13 protein-coding genes are annotated in these 16,468 nt (G+C 40.8%); 5 read left to right on the top strand and 8 right to left on the bottom strand.

Features of this window, described 5'->3' with window-relative positions; genetic code table 11:
* Positions 1-73: 73 nt before the first annotated feature.
* Both hldE and CWB65_RS05135 read right to left on the bottom strand, forming a co-directional pair.
* Entirely contained in the window at positions 74-1,513 is a 1,440-nt protein-coding gene (gene hldE / locus CWB65_RS05140) for a bifunctional D-glycero-beta-D-manno-heptose-7-phosphate kinase/D-glycero-beta-D-manno-heptose 1-phosphate adenylyltransferase HldE (RefSeq protein ID WP_138740083.1), read from the bottom strand.
* Entirely contained in the window at positions 1,513-2,103 is a 591-nt protein-coding gene (locus CWB65_RS05135) for a D-sedoheptulose-7-phosphate isomerase (RefSeq protein WP_006791589.1), read from the bottom strand. Before CWB65_RS05135 ends, hldE begins: the two co-directional genes overlap by 1 nt.
* Before the next feature lie 182 nt (positions 2,104-2,285).
* On the opposite strand from CWB65_RS05135, the gene waaA reads away from it, so the two are divergent.
* Together waaA and CWB65_RS05125 are read left to right on the top strand one after the other, a co-directional pair.
* Positions 2,286-3,569, top strand: a complete 1,284-nt coding sequence (gene waaA, locus CWB65_RS05130) for a lipid IV(A) 3-deoxy-D-manno-octulosonic acid transferase (RefSeq protein WP_138740082.1) — start codon at positions 2,286-2,288, stop codon at positions 3,567-3,569.
* Positions 3,566-4,114, top strand: a complete 549-nt coding sequence (locus CWB65_RS05125; protein WP_138740081.1) for a DUF1415 domain-containing protein — start codon at positions 3,566-3,568, stop codon at positions 4,112-4,114. Before waaA ends, CWB65_RS05125 begins: the two co-directional genes overlap by 4 nt.
* Positions 4,115-4,144: 30 nt before the next feature.
* On the opposite strand, the gene CWB65_RS05120 is transcribed toward CWB65_RS05125, so the two are convergent.
* The 4 genes from CWB65_RS05120 to purL all read right to left on the bottom strand — a co-directional run bounded on the left by CWB65_RS05120 (position 4,145) and on the right by purL (position 11,165).
* Complete coding sequence (locus CWB65_RS05120) at positions 4,145-4,474, bottom strand: YdbL family probable chaperone protein (protein WP_006791592.1); 330 nt, start codon at positions 4,472-4,474, stop codon at positions 4,145-4,147.
* Between the two features lie 10 nt (positions 4,475-4,484).
* The gene (locus CWB65_RS05115; protein ID WP_010556932.1) at positions 4,485-4,682 is read right to left on the bottom strand and encodes a YnbE family lipoprotein; all 198 of its coding nucleotides are present in this window, start codon (positions 4,680-4,682) and stop codon (positions 4,485-4,487) included.
* Positions 4,683-4,684: 2 nt separating this feature from the next.
* Positions 4,685-7,141: an intermembrane phospholipid transport YdbH family protein gene (locus CWB65_RS05110; RefSeq protein ID WP_138740080.1), complete on the bottom strand. Its 2,457-nt coding sequence runs from the start codon at positions 7,139-7,141 to the stop codon at positions 4,685-4,687.
* Between the two features lie 133 nt (positions 7,142-7,274).
* Positions 7,275-11,165 carry a phosphoribosylformylglycinamidine synthase gene (purL, locus tag CWB65_RS05105; RefSeq protein ID WP_138740079.1) on the bottom strand — a complete coding sequence of 1,297 codons (3,891 nt, stop codon included), beginning with the start codon at positions 11,163-11,165 and terminating at the stop codon, positions 7,275-7,277.
* A gap of 211 nt (positions 11,166-11,376) precedes the next feature.
* On the opposite strand from purL, the gene mltF reads away from it, so the two are divergent.
* Positions 11,377-12,792: a membrane-bound lytic murein transglycosylase MltF gene (gene mltF / locus CWB65_RS05100; RefSeq protein WP_138740078.1), complete on the top strand. Its 1,416-nt coding sequence runs from the start codon at positions 11,377-11,379 to the stop codon at positions 12,790-12,792.
* Between the two features lie 179 nt (positions 12,793-12,971).
* Positions 12,972-13,139, top strand: coding sequence for a hypothetical protein (locus tag CWB65_RS19845; RefSeq protein WP_006791597.1), 168 nt, complete (start codon positions 12,972-12,974; stop codon positions 13,137-13,139).
* A gap of 9 nt (positions 13,140-13,148) precedes the next feature.
* On the opposite strand, the gene tadA is transcribed toward CWB65_RS19845, so the two are convergent.
* The gene (tadA, locus tag CWB65_RS05095) at positions 13,149-13,646 is read right to left on the bottom strand and encodes a tRNA adenosine(34) deaminase TadA (RefSeq protein ID WP_138740077.1); all 498 of its coding nucleotides are present in this window, start codon (positions 13,644-13,646) and stop codon (positions 13,149-13,151) included.
* A 178-nt stretch (positions 13,647-13,824) separates the two neighbouring features.
* Between tadA and CWB65_RS05090 the strand changes: the two genes are divergently transcribed.
* Positions 13,825-15,129 (top strand): inosine/guanosine kinase, encoded by a 1,305-nt coding sequence (locus CWB65_RS05090; RefSeq protein WP_010556927.1) that lies wholly within the window; start codon positions 13,825-13,827, stop codon positions 15,127-15,129.
* A gap of 15 nt (positions 15,130-15,144) precedes the next feature.
* Here the strand turns inward: CWB65_RS05090 and glsB are convergent, their stop codons facing one another.
* Positions 15,145-16,068: a glutaminase B gene (glsB, locus tag CWB65_RS05085; RefSeq protein WP_138740076.1), complete on the bottom strand. Its 924-nt coding sequence runs from the start codon at positions 16,066-16,068 to the stop codon at positions 15,145-15,147.
* Positions 16,069-16,468: the final 400 nt, after the last annotated feature.

Below are 16,468 nucleotides of genomic sequence, written 5' to 3'. Positions count from 1 at the left end.
ATACACTATATTTAGACTTTAAAAAAAGGGATGAAAGCAACACTTTCATCCCTTTTTTATTCGCAAAATATACTTATTGCTTTATTTTGCTAATCACTTTTGACGTTGAACAGCCATCTAAAAATGTCAGCACTTCTACTTTGCCGCCATGGCGCAGTACATGATCGGCACCGGCTATTTGCTCTACGGTATAATCGCCACCTTTCACTAAAATATCAGGGCTTATTTGCTCGATTAATTTAGCGGGTGTATCGTTTTCCTCAGCGCTGCCAAACGGAATAACCCAATCTACAGAGGCAAGTGCACTTAATACCATTGCGCGCTCATCAAGCGGGTTTATCGGGCGCTCGGGGCCTTTTAAACGAGTGATTGAATCATCATTATTTAGCCCAACAACGAGCCTATCTCCACGCGCTTTAGCTTGTGCTAAGTAGCGCACGTGACCTGCGTGTAAAATATCAAAACAACCATTGGTAAATACGATGGTTTCGCCGTTTTGCTTTGCAAACTCAATATGCTGCAGTACATCATCAAACGGAGTTTGGTAGTGCTCGCCATTGGTGTGTAAGTATTGGCCTAGCTTTTGGCTTAGCTCTTCTGGTGACACTGTGGCTGCCCCAAGTTTACTTACTACAATACCGGCGGCTAAATTAGCAATTTCTACTGCATCTTTAGGGGCCATACCTGCCCCAAGCATTACAGCTAAAGTTGCAATTACGGTATCGCCTGCGCCAGTTACATCGCTCACTTCTAATTGCTGAGCTGCAAAGTCGTGTTTTTCATCGGCATTAATTAACGACATACCTTGCTCTGAGCGTGTAAGTAGCATGGCTTTAATACCATTTTTACTAATAAGCTCACGGGCACTTTGCGCTAAAATGTCCTCAGAGCCGGTTTTACCACCTGCTAAATTAAACTCATGCAAGTTAGGAGTAATGTAGTCTGCGCCCTCGTATAAGTGTAAGTCTGGCGATTTAGGATCGATAAGCACGGTTTTACCCGCCGCTTTGGCAATACTCACCATCTCTTTAATTAAGCTGAGCGAGCCTTTACTGTAATCAGAAAACACCACAAAGTCGTACTCATCAAGCACCAGCTCTAAGCGATTTAATAACAGTTGGCTATGCTGCTCGCTAAAGGTTTCTTCTAAATCAAGGCGTACAAGTTGTTGATGGCGGCTAATAACACGCATTTTAGAAATAGTGGGTAAATCACACACACTAACAAGTTGTGAGCTTATTTTTTCACCTTTTAAAATTGTTTCTAAAATTTGCCCGCTTTCATCTTCCCCAATTAAGCCAAGTAGCCCTACTTTGGCATCAAGCCTAGCAATATTTTTAGCAACATTGGCGGCACCACCCGCTTTGTCTTCAAACTTGCTTACCTTAACAACAGGTACTGGCGCTTCAGGCGAAATACGCCCAGTGTCACCATACCAGTAGCGATCAAGCATTACATCGCCCACCACTAAAATACGCGCTTTAGATAAGTTTTTTAATAGCGATAAATCCATTACTGCTGCTCCGCAACAACCATATCTATGGCTTCACATAACCAGTGGCCAATAAACATATGCGCTTCTTGAATGCGTGCTGTTTCATCGTTTTTGATAATAATTGGCAGCTTGGCAATGTCTTTTACTTTTCCGCCATCACGGCCTGTTAATGCAACTGTAAATGCGCCAATTTTGTTAGCGGCTTCAAGTGCTAAATTAATATTTGCACTGGTACCTGAGGTTGTTAAACCAATTACTAAATCTTCTGGTTTACAAAGCGCCTGAACTTGGCGCTCAAACACGGTATCAAAATGGTAGTCGTTACTGTGCGCAGTAAGAATTGACGTATCAGTTGTGAGCGCCATAGACGCAAGCGGTCCGCGCTCTAATTTATAACGTACTACAAATTCGGCCGCCAAATGCTGAGCATCCGCTGCACTTCCGCCATTACCAAACCAAATAACCTTACCACCAGCTTGTAATGCACTATGGCATACTTCTAATAACTGCATAGACTCTTGATGATAAGCCTCCATCGTTTCAAATAAGGCTTGATGGCGGTTTAAACTTTCAACGTAGCTTGTTGCCACAGAATCGATAATTGACATGAAAAATTCCTCTAGGAACTGAAATGGCAGGAAAAAATTAAATCCATTATTCCACAGTTTTATTTAGTTGTGTGTATTTTATAGGAATATAGCTGAACTGGAACATAATTTAGTGCTTCACATGTTCAGAAATTATCACTTTCGCGTTAAACTAAGGGCACTTACCTCAATAAAAGTTCAGTATGGCACGCATTTTTTACTCATTCGCTTTAATTTTAATTAGCCCGCTGATTGTATTTTACTTATATGTATTAAGAGGTAAAAAAAACAAAGGCTACCGCGCACACTTTAAAGAGCGTTTTGGCTTTGTGAGCAAAAGCTTATTTACAAGCAAAGGCAAACCGTTAGTTGTGCACTGCGCCTCTGTAGGTGAAGTACTTGCAGCTGCACCACTTATTAAAGCGCTGCAAAAACAACACCCACAGCTTAATATACTTATTACCTGCAATACCCCTACAGGTCGCGAGCAAATAATTAATCAGTTTAAAAATACCGTGGCGTGTAGTTATTTACCTATGGACTTCCCGTTTTCGACCGCCCGGTTTTTAAAACGTATAAACCCACAAGCGCTATGCATATTAGAAACCGAGCTTTGGCCAAACTTAATGGCAATAAGCCATAAAAAGAATACTCCGGTACTGGTACTTAATGCTCGCTTGAGCGAAAAATCGCAACAAGGGTATCAAAAGGTTGCCAAGTTAACGCAAATAATTATGCGTTCAATCACGGTACTTGCAAGTAACAATAAAAAAGATGCCGAGCGGTTTATTGAGCTAGGTTTAACCTCCTCAAAAAGCCATGTTACAGGCTCAATTAAGTTTGATATAAGCCCAAGCAATGAGCAGCTAGCCTCAGTTGAAGTTCTTAAAGCACAATATAAAACCCAAGAGCGTTTTGTATGGGTGGCAGGCTCTACTCACCCACTTGAACACGAAATGATATTAAATGCCCACCAGCAACTATTAAAAAAACACCCTAATTCGCTTTTAGTTATTGCCCCTCGACACCCTGAGCAATTTGATAAAGTAGCCGATACGTTAGCTCAAAGCACGCTTAGCTTTAGTCGTCGCAGCAACAATAACTATCAAAACGAGCAAGTACTATTAGCTGATACACTTGGCGAGCTGCAATGTTTATATGGGGCTGGTAATGTAAGTTATGTAGGCGGCAGTTTAATTCGCCGCGGCGGGCATAACCCACTTGAAGCGGCTGCTTTTTCGGTCGGTGTTATAACTGGCCCACATACGTATAATTTCGATCATATCTACCCTGAGCTTATAAAATTAAAAGGCGCTGTGGCTGTTGAAAACACCGATGAACTTGCTACACAATTAATTAACTTAAGCCAAAACACTAAAGCTTGCCAAACTTTAGGGAATAAAGCGCAGCAGTGCGTATTAAAAAACCAAGGCGCCATTAAAAAAACATTAACCATAATTAATCAGTATTTAGAGCCACAAGCATGACCAATTTAGCTATTACTCAAACCCGTGAGTGGGTATCGTCTGTTATTGTAAAATATAACTTTTGCCCATTTGCCCGCAAAGAAGTTGAGAACAACTGCATTCATTATGTACTTAGTTCAGCAGTAAAAGTTGATGATGCGGTAATGGATATGCTTGAGCAATGCACACAGCTTAATCAAAATCCAGAGCGCGAAACCACATTAATACTGTTTGATAACGGCTTTAGCGATTTTGAAGACTTTTTAGATTTAGTTGATTTAGCCAATGCACTACTGGTTGCACAAGGCTTTGAAGGTAAATATCAAATTGCTAATTTTCATCCCGATTACGTGTTTGCCGACAGCGACGAAGATGATGCCGCAAATTACACAAACCGAGCTCCCTACCCTACACTGCATTTAATTCGCGAATTAAGTATGAGCGAAGCGCTTGATAATTATAACGAGCCTGAATCTATACCAGAGCACAATATAAAACTTGCAAGGCGCAAAGGATTCGACTTTTGGCAGCAACTTTTAGAAGGCATAAAAAAACCGAGCGCATAACGGCTCGGCTTTTAAGTATCAAATTCAATGTTACTTTTTAACCCAGCTGCCATTTACTTCAACATAATGACCACTTTGGGTTTTTTCGATTGTTTTAGCCGCTGCGAGTGCTTCTACTTGGGCGAGTGATAAATTGTTCTTTTTAGCTAGTTTTAAATACTGAGCTTTACGCTTTGCGTTAATTTCTTCAACAACGGCTTTAGCTTCGCTATTTTGTACTACTAAGCCTAAATAACCCGAACTGTTCTCACCCACTAATCCTTGGCTTTTAGCATCATCTAAACTAATCGCCCACGCCGAAAACGACATACACACTGCACCAATTAAAGTGGCAATACTTAATTTATTTTTTATAGTCATCATTTAGCTCCTAAAATAATTCGCTGTCGTCACTGAACAGGGTATCGAGTTCTTTATCTACCTTTACACGAATTTCGTGATCAACCTTTACATTGAGGTTGATAGTTATTGGCTCTTTAGCTGCTACTTCTACTCTGTGTGTACATGCGCTCAATGCGCTGATAGCAGCAAGGGCTATGATTGCCTTAATGCTTAACGAATTTTTCATCATTAGTTTCCTTTTTGAGAATATTGCTGCTCAACTTTTTGTGTTATTTCGTCACTTAATCTTAGCGCTCTTAGTAGCGTAAACACGTTTTCTTCGTGATTATAATTAAAATTAACTTGCTGCTGTTGTGGCTCATTAAAGCCTTGTAAATTAACACCTAAATTTAACCAACCATCACTGTTAAGTGCTACTGTACTATTAAGTTTTTGTATATCAAGGTTTTTAAGTAAGCTCAGTACAGGCTGTAATTCTTGCTGCTGTTGCATAACAGCGTCAAACGCTGTGTTATTGCTAATAATAAGCTTACCTTCACCTTGGTTTAATAAGTTGCCGTTTGTAACCTCTACGCCACTGTCACTAAAATGAAGTGGCAGCCGCCCTTTTAATCGGCCCATTAAGGTAATTCCCGACTTATCATCAAGGGTAATGAGTTTACTCGCATCAATATCTTTAAAAGTAACATTGGCTGTTTGCTGCGATTTTAAAAGCGTGTATTTATCTAATTCAAAAACTCCATCAAACACATTACCGCTTATATCAAATGCTTGCGCGCTGTTATTAACCACTTTTATTTTACCGTTGATATTATTAACTACTGCGCCAGCTCTTAATTCATTGAGGTTAAAGGTAGTTGGCTCAACATTAAGCTGCCCTGAATCATATTGCCCACTAAGTTGCGCCCTAAACTGATTAGCTAAGTAATCGTTATAAAGCGCGCTGGTATCATCAATAGTTAAATTAAAATTGGCTTTTTGTAAATTCACATCACCACTAATACGCCCACCAAACTCGCCCTGAGTGAGTTGAGCTAACGGTTCAAATTGGCTAACGAGTGAATTTAACGAAAGCACATTTTGCTGCGGTATAGTCACTTCAAACGGATGAGCTACCTTTGAAACATGGTGATTGGCCACCAGCTCAACACCATTTACAAACACATGATGAGACGCTTTAAGCGCGCGACTTTGCAGCCCGGTTGACGTTATGTTTATTGTATTTAAATCGACATTTGGGCTTGTCAGTGTATTTATTTGGGTGTTTGCATTTAAGTGTGCAAATAACTCACCCACACCTAAGTTTGCTCTTGCACTAAGAGTGTTATTAATACCGGTGAGTTTATACTCGTTGTATTGCACGCTTTTAAGCTTACTTTTAAGCGTTACTTTTGCATCGAGCTTTTCATTCATACTTGCTTCAAGATTACCTGTGTAGCCGTTAAGAGCGCTGCCATAAGCAGCTGCGCTATCAACACTAAACTCAATACGTGCGCTACCTTCAGGCTTAAAGTCAATAAGTTGAGTAACTGCAAAGTCCCCTTTAGCTTTAATATTATTAACCTCAGCCGGTAAAAATTCAGGCAAAGAGGTAAGCGCAATATCGTAATTACCGCTTAGTTGAGCGTTTTTAAGCTGCGTACTTAGCGTTATAGCGTCTATTTCATCCGTATGTAGCTGTGCCTTTAGCTGTATGCGTGCGCTTTGTAACGGTGCAGCAGTATTTATAAACGTATCTGTAACCGTTATATCTATATTTTGCTTGGCTTGCGCTGCACTTTTGAGCGTTATTAACGGTAAGGTTAGGTTGTTATGTGCAAAATTAATTGGTTTAGCTAAAGCCCATTGCCAATTAAGTGGAAGCTGCTTTATAGCAAATGACTTGTAGGCACTTTCAGGAATAAGAGATTGGCAGTTATTACTAAGTTTCACATTGTTTTTAAGCTTGCTTAGGTCAAGCTCAAGGTTTTGGCTATTTAAATTATAGGTAGCACTTAGCACACCTTTGGAGCTGTTTGTTATATCACAGCTTTGTATTTTGTAGTCATACTGGGCTTGTAGATCACCAGCAAGGCTTGCCTCTACTCCGTTAAAGCTAAATGCCTGCGCTGTATTAAAACTAAGCCCATTTAATAACTCGTTATCTGTTTTAAGTAACTGTTTAAGCAATTCATCACTAACTTTAAGCTGCCCTTGTACCTTATTATTGTAAAGCGTAGCACTGGCACTTAAATCACCATTTACGACAAACTGGTTAAGCTTAGGCTCGTTAATGCTTATAATTAAAGGCTGATTTAAAAACTCACTGTTTATACTTAGTTGTTCAACTGTAATTGTTGGTCTTTTTTCGGGCAGGACTAAATCTAAAATTGTTGCAGGGCTGCTTACTTTATTACTTTGAGGAAGTGGATTTACATTAAGCGCTGCATGTTTAATTTCAACATGGCGAGTATTTGCGGTAACGCCTTCAACAACAAACTTTTGATTTTGGTAACTTAAACAGGCTTTTTGTACGTGCACATTTAACTTACTCGTAAGCGAAAAATCTAAGCAGCTTAAGGTAACACCTGCTTTTTCAAGCTCAGGCGCTACAGCCCATTGTAATAGTGGCAAACGAAATGCATAGCCAAGCAAAACTATACTTAGCAATACAGCCCCCATAATTAAACCAACGCGCTTTAACATACTGTCCTTATAAGCTTTTATTTATACCTTACAAACTATCGTAATTTTAAATCTACGCAATCAAAAAAGGCTGCACAGTGCAGCCTTTTTTATTTTACAGCTAGATTATGAATCTAACTTGTATATGTCGTTTTTAACCTACATTTTTACGTGCGTTGCGGAACATACGCATCCATGGGCTATCCTCTTTCCACTCATCTGGGTGCCACGAGTTAGCAACAGCGCGGAATACACGCTCTGGGTGCGGCATCATTACAGTGGCACGGCCATCAGTAGAGGTAATACCGGTAATACCCTCTGGTGAACCATTCGGGTTAGCCGGGTATTGCGTTGTCGGATTACCGTAGTTATCTACAAATTTAACCGCAACAGTGCCGCTTTCAAGCGCAGCTTTAGTGGCGGCATCGTTTGCAAATTCTGCATGGCCTTCACCATGAGATACAGCAATTGGCATACGCGATCCCGCCATTCCACTGAAGAACACAGACGGGTTTTCTTGTATTTCAACTAAGCTAAAGCGTGCTTCAAAACGCTCTGACTTATTTGTTACAAAACGTGGCCAATGCTCAGTACCCGGAATTAACTCTTTCAATGTTGATAACATTTGACAACCATTACACACACCTAAGCTAAAGGTGTCTTCACGGTGGAAGAAGTTTTGGAACTGATCGCGTGCCATATCGTTAAACAATATAGACTTAGCCCAGCCTTCACCGGCGCCTAATACGTCACCATAAGAGAAACCACCACATGCCACTAAGCCTTTAAATTGCTCAAGGGTTAAACGCCCTTCGAGGATATCGCTCATGTGAACATCAACAGCGGCAAAACCAGCACGGTTAAACGCAGCAGCCATTTCTAGGTGCGAGTTAACGCCTTGCTCACGCAAAATAGCCATTTGTGGTTTAGCACCCGTTGCAATGAATGGCGCAGCTATATCTTCGTTTAAGTCAAAGTTAAGTTTCACGTTTAAGCCTGGGTCTTTTGCATCAAACTTGGCATCAAACTCCTGCTTAGCACAATCAGGGTTATCACGACGTGCTTGCATTTGGTACGTTGTTTCGGCCCAAATAGTACGTAATTCAGTACGAGTATGATTAAGTACAGTTTGCTCACCACGGTTAAATACAATGTTGTCGTCGCTATTGAGCGAGCCAATCACGTGGCTAATTGCAGCTACACCATGTTGTTCAAATACAGCATTTACGGCATCTAAATCGCTGTTAGCAACTTGAATTACCGCGCCAAGCTCTTCGTTATAAAGTGCTTCTAAGTCTGAGCCTGTTAAACCCGCTAAATCAACGGTCACACCAGTGTGCCCAGCAAATGCCATTTCAGTTACAGTAGTAAATAAACCACCGTCTGAGCGGTCATGATAAGCAAGTAACTTACTATCAGCGACAAGTGCTTGCATGGCATTATAAAAGCCTTTCAGTAACTCAGGGCTGTCAACATCTGGAGTAACATCACCAAGCTGTTTATAAACCTGTGCAAGGCTTGATGCACCCATGCGGTTTTTGCCAGCACCTAAATCAACTAAAACAAGCGAAGTGTCGCCTTTATCAGTGCGTAACTGTGGCGTTACTGTTTTACGTACATCGTCAACACGGCCAAAGGCTGTAATAATAAGCGATAACGGCGACGTTACTGATTGCTCAGCACTATCGTCTTCGTTTTTCCATGTCGTTTTCATCGACATAGAATCTTTACCTACAGGTATAGTTAAACCAAGTGCTGGGCAAAGCTCTTCGCCTACCGCTTTTACGGCTTCGTAAAGGCCTGCGTCTTCACCTGGGTGACCCGCTGCAGCCATCCAGTTAGCAGATAGCTTAATGTTCTCAAGGCTGCCAATGTTTGCACAAGCAATATTAGTGAGTGACTCAGCCACAGCCAAACGCGCCGAAGCTCCATAATTTAATAGTGCCGCCGGCGTGCGCTCACCCAGAGACATAGCTTCACCGTGGTAAGTGTCGTACGTTGCCGCAGTAACCGCACAGTTAGCAACAGGTACTTGCCAAGGGCCAACCATTTGATCACGTGCTACTAAACCGGTAACCGAGCGGTCACCAATAGTAATTAAGAATGTTTTTTCTGCAATTGTAGGTAAGCGTAACAAACGCTGCGCGGCATCAGCTACGTTAATATCGTTTGCATCAATGGCAGTGCCCGTTACTTGCTGAGATGTTACATTGCGGTGCATTTTAGGCGCTTTACCTAACAATACATCTAGCGGTAAATCAACAGGGCTGTTATCAAAGTGGCTGTCTGCTACGGTTAAATGGCGCTCTTCTGTGGCTTCACCAATTACTGCATACTGTGCACGTTCACGCTTACAAATTGCTTCAAAGCGATCAAAATCTTCAATACCTACAGCAAGTACATAGCGCTCTTGCGATTCGTTACACCAAATTTCATGTGGTGCCATGCCAGGCTCATCGTTAGGGATATCACGTAGTTGGAATTTACCACCACGGCCACCATCGTTTACCAGTTCAGGAAACGCATTTGATAAACCACCAGCGCCTACATCATGTATAAACGCAATTGGGTTTTCGTCGCCTAACTGCCAGCATTTGTCGATGACTTCTTGGCAACGACGTTCCATTTCAGGGTTTTCACGCTGTACAGAAGCAAAGTCTAAGTCTTCGTTTGATTGGCCCGACGCCATACTTGATGCAGCACCACCGCCTAAACCAATGTTCATAGCAGGGCCGCCTAGCGCAATTAGTTTTGCGCCTACTGGAATCTCGCCTTTTTGAACATGATCAGCACGAATATTACCTAAACCACCGGCAAGCATAATTGGTTTGTGGTAACCACGTACCTCTTCACCATTGTGGCTTGTTACTTTTTCTTCATACGTGCGGAAGTAACCCAATAAGTTAGGACGACCAAACTCATTATTAAATGCAGCACCGCCCAGTGGGCCATCCATCATAATATCAAGCGCGTTGACTATACGACCTGGCTTACCAAAATCGCTTTCCCACGGTTGCTCGTAACCCGGAATACGTAAGTTAGAAACCGTAAAGCCAACTAAACCGGCTTTTGGCTTAGAACCACGACCTGTTGCACCTTCGTCACGAATTTCACCACCTGAGCCGGTAGCTGCACCCGAAAAAGGCGCTATAGCCGTTGGATGGTTATGCGTTTCTACCTTCATTAAAATTTCTATGTCTTCTTGATGATACGCATACTCACCTTGCGCATTCGGGAAGAAGCGACCCGCTTTTGAGCCCTTCATTACTGCCGCGTTATCTTTATACGCCGACAATACATTTTCAGGATTGTGCTCAAATGTATTTTTGATCATTTTAAACAGCGATTTTGGCTGTTCAATGCCATCAATTGTCCAATCAGCATTAAATATTTTATGACGACAATGCTCTGAGTTTGCTTGGGCAAACATAAATAATTCGATGTCGTTAGGATTACGACCTAGCTTTTTAAAGTTTTCTACTAGGTAGTCAATTTCGTCATCGGCAAGGGCAAAACCTTGCTCAATATTTGCGGCAGCTAATGCTTCGCGTCCGCCACCTAAAATATCAACTGATGACATTTCACGAGGAGAATCATTACGGAACAACTGTGCTGCAGCTTCAAGCTCAGTGTGTGTAGCTTCAGTCATACGGTCGTGTAATAACGCCGTTGCTTGTGCAAGTTGCTCTGCACTTAGTTCACCTTCTATATAATAAGCAATACCACGCTCTACACGGTGAACCTGTTTAAGGCCACAGTTATGCGCTATATCGGTTGCTTTAGATGCCCAAGGAGAAATGGTACCAGGGCGAGGTGTAACTAAAATAAGTGTGCCAGCTGGGGTATGCTCGGCAATAGTAGGACCGTAAGTTAATAGCTTTTCAAGCTTGGTTTGCTCATCAACACTCAAAGGCGATGTTAAATCGGCAAAATGAGCATACTCGGCATATACGTTGGTGACTGGAAGTTGCGATTGTTTGCAACGCGCTAAAATTTTATTAACTCTGAACTCTGACAGTGCTGGTGCACCACGAAGGATCAACATAGATAATTTCATCCGGGGTTAGGGATTGAACGATATTTTAGGCACGCATTATAGTCCAATTAGCCATCATATTTAACTCCAAATTGCGCTTTTCATAAAATTAACTTTTTAGCTTTATTTATAATCCGTTTTAGCTAATAAAATAAAAGGGAAAGTGACGAAATGGCTAAGTTTTGTTATAACGGGTGTTAGCGTGTTAAAGGGGCACTCAATGTTCAAAGAAAAGCTAATAATAATCATCACTTTAGTTATGCTGTTATGTGCATGTAATATGCAAGAACAGCCAACTCAACTTGCCCACATCAAAGAGCAAAACAAAATACGTGTTGGCACGTTAGCAAGTGCGAGCAATTATTATCAAGCAGTTCAGGGCGAGCAAGGCTTTGAATATGAGCTTTCTCAGGCTTTTGCTGATTACTTAGGTGTTGAGCTTGAAATAGTCCCCTTTTTTAATTTATCTGATATGTTTGATCGCCTTGAAAGTGGTGACTTAGACTTAATTGCCTCAGGACTTACTTACAATAAAACGCGTGCGCAGCAATACAGGTATGGCCCAACTTACAGAACAATTAGTCAAAAATTAGTATATAAACAAGGCCGTGTTCGCCCTCGTAAGTTTGACGATCTAGATGGAAATTTTACGGTTATAGCAAAAAGCAGCCACTCACTTACCCTGCAAAAAGCTCAAAAAAACAACCCATCACTCAGCTGGATAGAAAGTGAAGAATTTGACGAAGAAGAACTTTTACAAGCAGTTATAGATGGTGAAATAGACTACACCCTTGCTGACTCCCACTCTCTTTCGCTATTTCGCCGGTATCACCCTAATTTAAGTATTGGCTTCTCAGTAAGTCATAATGACCCAATTGCGTGGATACTTCGCAAGTCAAAAGATGATTCTTTATATGCGCTGCTCGTGCCATTTTTTGGTGAAGTAAAACAAAACAACCAACTTTATGTACTCGAAGAAAAATATTTTGGTCATGTGCGCCAGTTTAACTACGTAAATACATTGGCTTACATAGAAGCAATAAAAGAAACGTTACCTACATATCAGCCATGGTTTGAACAATACGCAGGAGATCTTGATTGGCGTTTACTAGCTGCATTAAGTTACCAAGAGTCGATGTGGAACCCTCGCGCTAAATCACCAACGGGTGTTCGCGGCATTATGATGCTTACACGTAGTACAGCTAAACAAGTTGGTGTAACAAATCGTCTCGAGCCTGAACAAAACATTCGTGGTGGAGCTCAGTATCTAAGCAAATTAATAACCCGTATTCCTGATAGAATTCCTCAACCAGACAGGACGTGGCTTGCTTTAGCTGCTTATAATGTTGGTTGGGGTCATGTGAACGACGCGAGGATTATCACCCAACAACAAGGGGCAAGCCCGGATAAATGGGCCGATGTAAAAAAACGCTTACCGCTATTAATCAAAAAACGATATTACCGTAATACACGTTATGGCTATGCCCGTGGCGATGTGGCAGTAAAATATGTTGATAATATTCGTAGATACTACGACGCGCTGGTATGGCTTAATGAAAACAATGCGATGACCGAAGAAAATATCACTACAGAGCGTAATGACAACAGCAATATAAAACAAGATGAGTCGCCATAGCGGAGCATGGATTAATGAGAAATTTTTTAATTATGAAAGTTTACGGCTTCAAAGTAGTGGGTAACTAAAATATCTGTTTACTTGTCATTAAATGATCACTAATGTGTGGTAATTGTATATTTCAATTTTTTCAAAGATATACCTTGTGCCTTTCTCACTCTCACGCATTAGGAGAACACATGCTAAAACGTAGACGCACACAAAAATTAAAAAGAAACGTTATTTATTCAACGGCGACACGTCGTCGTATCATGTTACGTGGTTTACACAAAAAAATAATATGGCGTCGCCGTATGTTTGCTATGCAACAAATGGAAGCACAAGACACTATACCAGCGGGCAATTAATAATATTTTTTAAGCCCCTCGAGCAGCCTTCTTGGCTGCTTTAATTTGCGCCCTTCTTCGCTTAAAAAATTCAGATATAGTGTTACCACATTTATCGGCTAATACCCCTCCAACAACTTCAACTTGATGGTTAAGCCTTGGTTCTTGCAGTAAATTCATAATAGATCCAGCTGAACCGGTTTTAGCATCAGGAGCTCCAAATACTAAACGCTTTATTCTGCTATGTACTAATAATCCTGCACACATAGAGCACGGCTCTAGCGTTACATATAACGTGCAGTCAACTAAGCGATAATTATTGAGTGCTTTGCCAGCTTCTCGTACTGCAATCATTTCAGCATGCGCTGAAGGGTCATTATCAGTTATAGAACGATTGTATCCAGATGCTATAAGTTGATTATCTTTTACTAAAACAGCACCTACTGGTATCTCATTAAGCTGCTCCGCTTGTTTTGCATACAAAAGCGCTTGTTCCATCCAATAAGCGTCGTCAAATGGCTTGTTCATTATTTCTTCTTAAATTACGTTTTATGCTTTAATTATACCTAGTTAACATCCTAAAGCCCGGCAATGATTACTTTATTGCAAAAATAAAACACTATTTAGCTGTTAATAATGGCTCACTGCCGCCGATTTACGTTATAATCTCTCGCTTTTTTTATTTAGCTCACAACACGGGTAGCGAATGAAATTTCCTGGACGCCGCAGGCATAAACATTATTTTCCAGTGGAAGCCAAAGATCCACTAACTAATCAACTTAACGCAACAGATAGATTACAACGTAGCTATATTACGGGTATCGATCAAATCGTTGTTGATATAGAAGCAAAAGTTGATCAAGCTTTCCTTGATGAGTTTCAACTACGCAGAGGGATGTCACAAGTTATAGACAGTGACATAACAAATGCTCTGTACGACCGCTTAAAATTAAACGACATGGTTGATTATGAATTTGCAGGTGGAACCATTGGTAACACAATGCACAACTATTCTGTACTTGCAGATGATCGCTCTGTTTTATTAGGCGTAATGAGCGAAAACATTAAAATTGGCAGTTACGCATATCGCTTTTTATGTAATACCTCAAGCCGTGTAGACTTAGATTATTTACAACCTGTTGATGGGCCAATAGGCCGTTGTTTCACACTCATTGATGAAACGGGCGAACGCACCTTTGCAATCAGTGCGGGTTTAATGAATTACCTACGCCCAGAATCAATAGATAAATCGTTGATAGAAAACTCATCGGCTTTAGTCATTAGTGCATACCTTATGCGAACACAAGATGACGAAACCATGACAGATGCAACGATGCAAGCCGTAAAATATGCTAACGATGCTGGCGTACCTGTTGTTCTTACACTCGGCACTAAATTTTTAATTGAACAAGATCCTGCTTGGTGGGCAAACTTTGTTGAAAAGCATGTAGATATTCTTGCTATGAACGAAGAAGAAGGCTTTGCTATTACAGGGTTTGAAGACCCGCTTTTAGCAGCAGATAAAGCACTAGATTGGGTAGATCTTGTTATATGCACTGCAGGTGAAAAAGGGCTATTCATGGCAGGCCATGTTGACGACAGCTTTAAACGTGAAACCGAATACCCATTACTACCTGGTGCTATTGCAGACTTTAATCGCTATGAATTTTCACGCGCTATGCGTAAAGCAGATTGCGAAAACCCTATAAGAGCATACAGCCATACGGCTCCTTTTATGGGCGGACCTGACTCAATCAAAAATACAAATGGCGCTGGCGATTGTGCACTCGCTGCTGTACTACATGACTTATCAGCAAATGTTTATCATAAGCTTAATGTCGCTAACTCAGCAAAGCACGATCAACAAGCTATTACATACTCATCTCTTGCACAAATTAGTAAATATGCAAACAGAGCAAGCTATGAAGTACTTGTTCAGCACTCTCCCCGCTTATCGCGTGGTTTACCTGAGCGTGAAGATTGTTTAGAACAGGTTTATTGGGAGCAATAAGCTCCCTTCATCTCTCTAAAAGATAGAAATATCAAGCTTTTTAGATAGCAGCTCTAATGCTGCTATTCCTGCTACTGAGTTACCAAACGAATTAAGCCCTGGGGAATAAACGGCTACTGTAAACTTATTAGGTAATACCGCAAGAATAGTTCCTGACACCCCTGATTTACCTGGCATACCGACCCTATACCCAAAATCACCCGCAGCATCATATAAACCACTGGTAAATAATAATGAATTAAGCTGTTTATTTTGACGACTACTTAAAACCTGCTCACCAGATAGCTGATCAACTCCTTTATTTGCCAAAAAGCTATATGCCTTAGCGAGTTCAACACAATTAAGCTCAATAGAGCAAAAGTTGAAATACGACCAAAGCACATCATCAACGTCATTCTCAAAATTACCAAACGATTTCATCAAATGCGCCATAGCAGCATTGCGGTGTCTAAATTCATACTCAGAATTAGCCACTTTTTTATCAATCACAATGCCGCGATTACCTGATAGTAATCTGAATGTTTCGAGCATCGAGTGCATTGGTGCAGACAAGCGGCTATAAAGCGCATCACAAGTAACAATAGCACCCGCATTTATGAATGGGTTACGCGGCACGCCTTTTTCAAATTCAAGTTGCGTAAGCGAGTTAAACGCTGTACCTGAGGGCTCCTTACCTACCCTGCTCCAAAGTTCGTCACCATAACGCTGTAACGCCATGGTTAATGTCATCACTTTAGATACTGATTGAATGGTAAATCGCTGAGAACAATCACCTGCGCAAATGATTTCACCCTCAGTAGTGTATATAGCAATAGAAAACTGCTCAGGGTCAACCTCAGCAAGTGCAGGGATATAATCAGCTACTTTCCCTTTAGACAGTAAAGGGGAGACTTCTTGAGTAATTTCATTTAATACACGTTGGTAATCTGTAGTAGGCAATTAACACCTCAAATAGATTTAGCTAAATGAAAATATTACCATGCCTCAGATTAAACGAGCTAGTTTAGTTAGATGAAATTAATTGTATTGTGAATTATATTCGCAATAAACATTCTAAAGCGAGGTCAAACGACAAGAAAAAAAATTAATGATAAGTACCACTAATTGGCAAATTCAATAACCTATTTATATCACCTAAACATAAAGCTATTATTCACCAAACCTTAAACTCTTTAACAGTAATATTTAATCAACCCCTGATAGAAAAGCTGACGCTTATAGGGTTAAAGGTATCAGTTATTAGACAGAGATAAATAATATAACCTTGTTGTTTATATTATTACTGAATCGCCCCGTGTTTGCCAGAGACTCAATAACTTGAGAAACTGGAACTATGAAA

The organism is Pseudoalteromonas sp. S554 (assembly GCF_005930865.1).
Classification (GTDB): Bacteria; Pseudomonadota; Gammaproteobacteria; order Enterobacterales; family Alteromonadaceae; genus Pseudoalteromonas; species Pseudoalteromonas marina.
Note: the sequence above shows the minus strand (reverse complement) of the source record. Positions and strands in the feature narration are given on the sequence as shown.

Excerpts from the sequence above, each read along its gene's own strand:
- purL (WP_138740079.1), bottom strand. The coding sequence starts at position 11,165 with ATGTTGATCCTTCGTGGTGCACCAGCACTGTCAGAGTTCAGAGTTAAT.
- CWB65_RS05120 (WP_006791592.1), bottom strand. The coding sequence starts at position 4,474 with ATGACTATAAAAAATAAATTAAGTATTGCCACTTTAATTGGTGCAGTG.
- hldE (WP_138740083.1), bottom strand. The coding sequence starts at position 1,513 with ATGGATTTATCGCTATTAAAAAACTTATCTAAAGCGCGTATTTTAGTG.
- tadA (WP_138740077.1), bottom strand. The coding sequence starts at position 13,646 with ATGAACAAGCCATTTGACGACGCTTATTGGATGGAACAAGCGCTTTTG.
- CWB65_RS05110 (WP_138740080.1), bottom strand. The coding sequence starts at position 7,141 with ATGTTAAAGCGCGTTGGTTTAATTATGGGGGCTGTATTGCTAAGTATA.
- mltF (WP_138740078.1), top strand. The coding sequence starts at position 11,377 with ATGTTCAAAGAAAAGCTAATAATAATCATCACTTTAGTTATGCTGTTA.
- CWB65_RS19845 (WP_006791597.1), top strand. The coding sequence starts at position 12,972 with ATGCTAAAACGTAGACGCACACAAAAATTAAAAAGAAACGTTATTTAT.
- CWB65_RS05115 (WP_010556932.1), bottom strand. The coding sequence starts at position 4,682 with ATGAAAAATTCGTTAAGCATTAAGGCAATCATAGCCCTTGCTGCTATC.
- waaA (WP_138740082.1), top strand. The coding sequence starts at position 2,286 with ATGGCACGCATTTTTTACTCATTCGCTTTAATTTTAATTAGCCCGCTG.
- CWB65_RS05090 (WP_010556927.1), top strand. The coding sequence starts at position 13,825 with ATGAAATTTCCTGGACGCCGCAGGCATAAACATTATTTTCCAGTGGAA.
- CWB65_RS05135 (WP_006791589.1), bottom strand. The coding sequence starts at position 2,103 with ATGTCAATTATCGATTCTGTGGCAACAAGCTACGTTGAAAGTTTAAAC.
- CWB65_RS05125 (WP_138740081.1), top strand. The coding sequence starts at position 3,566 with ATGACCAATTTAGCTATTACTCAAACCCGTGAGTGGGTATCGTCTGTT.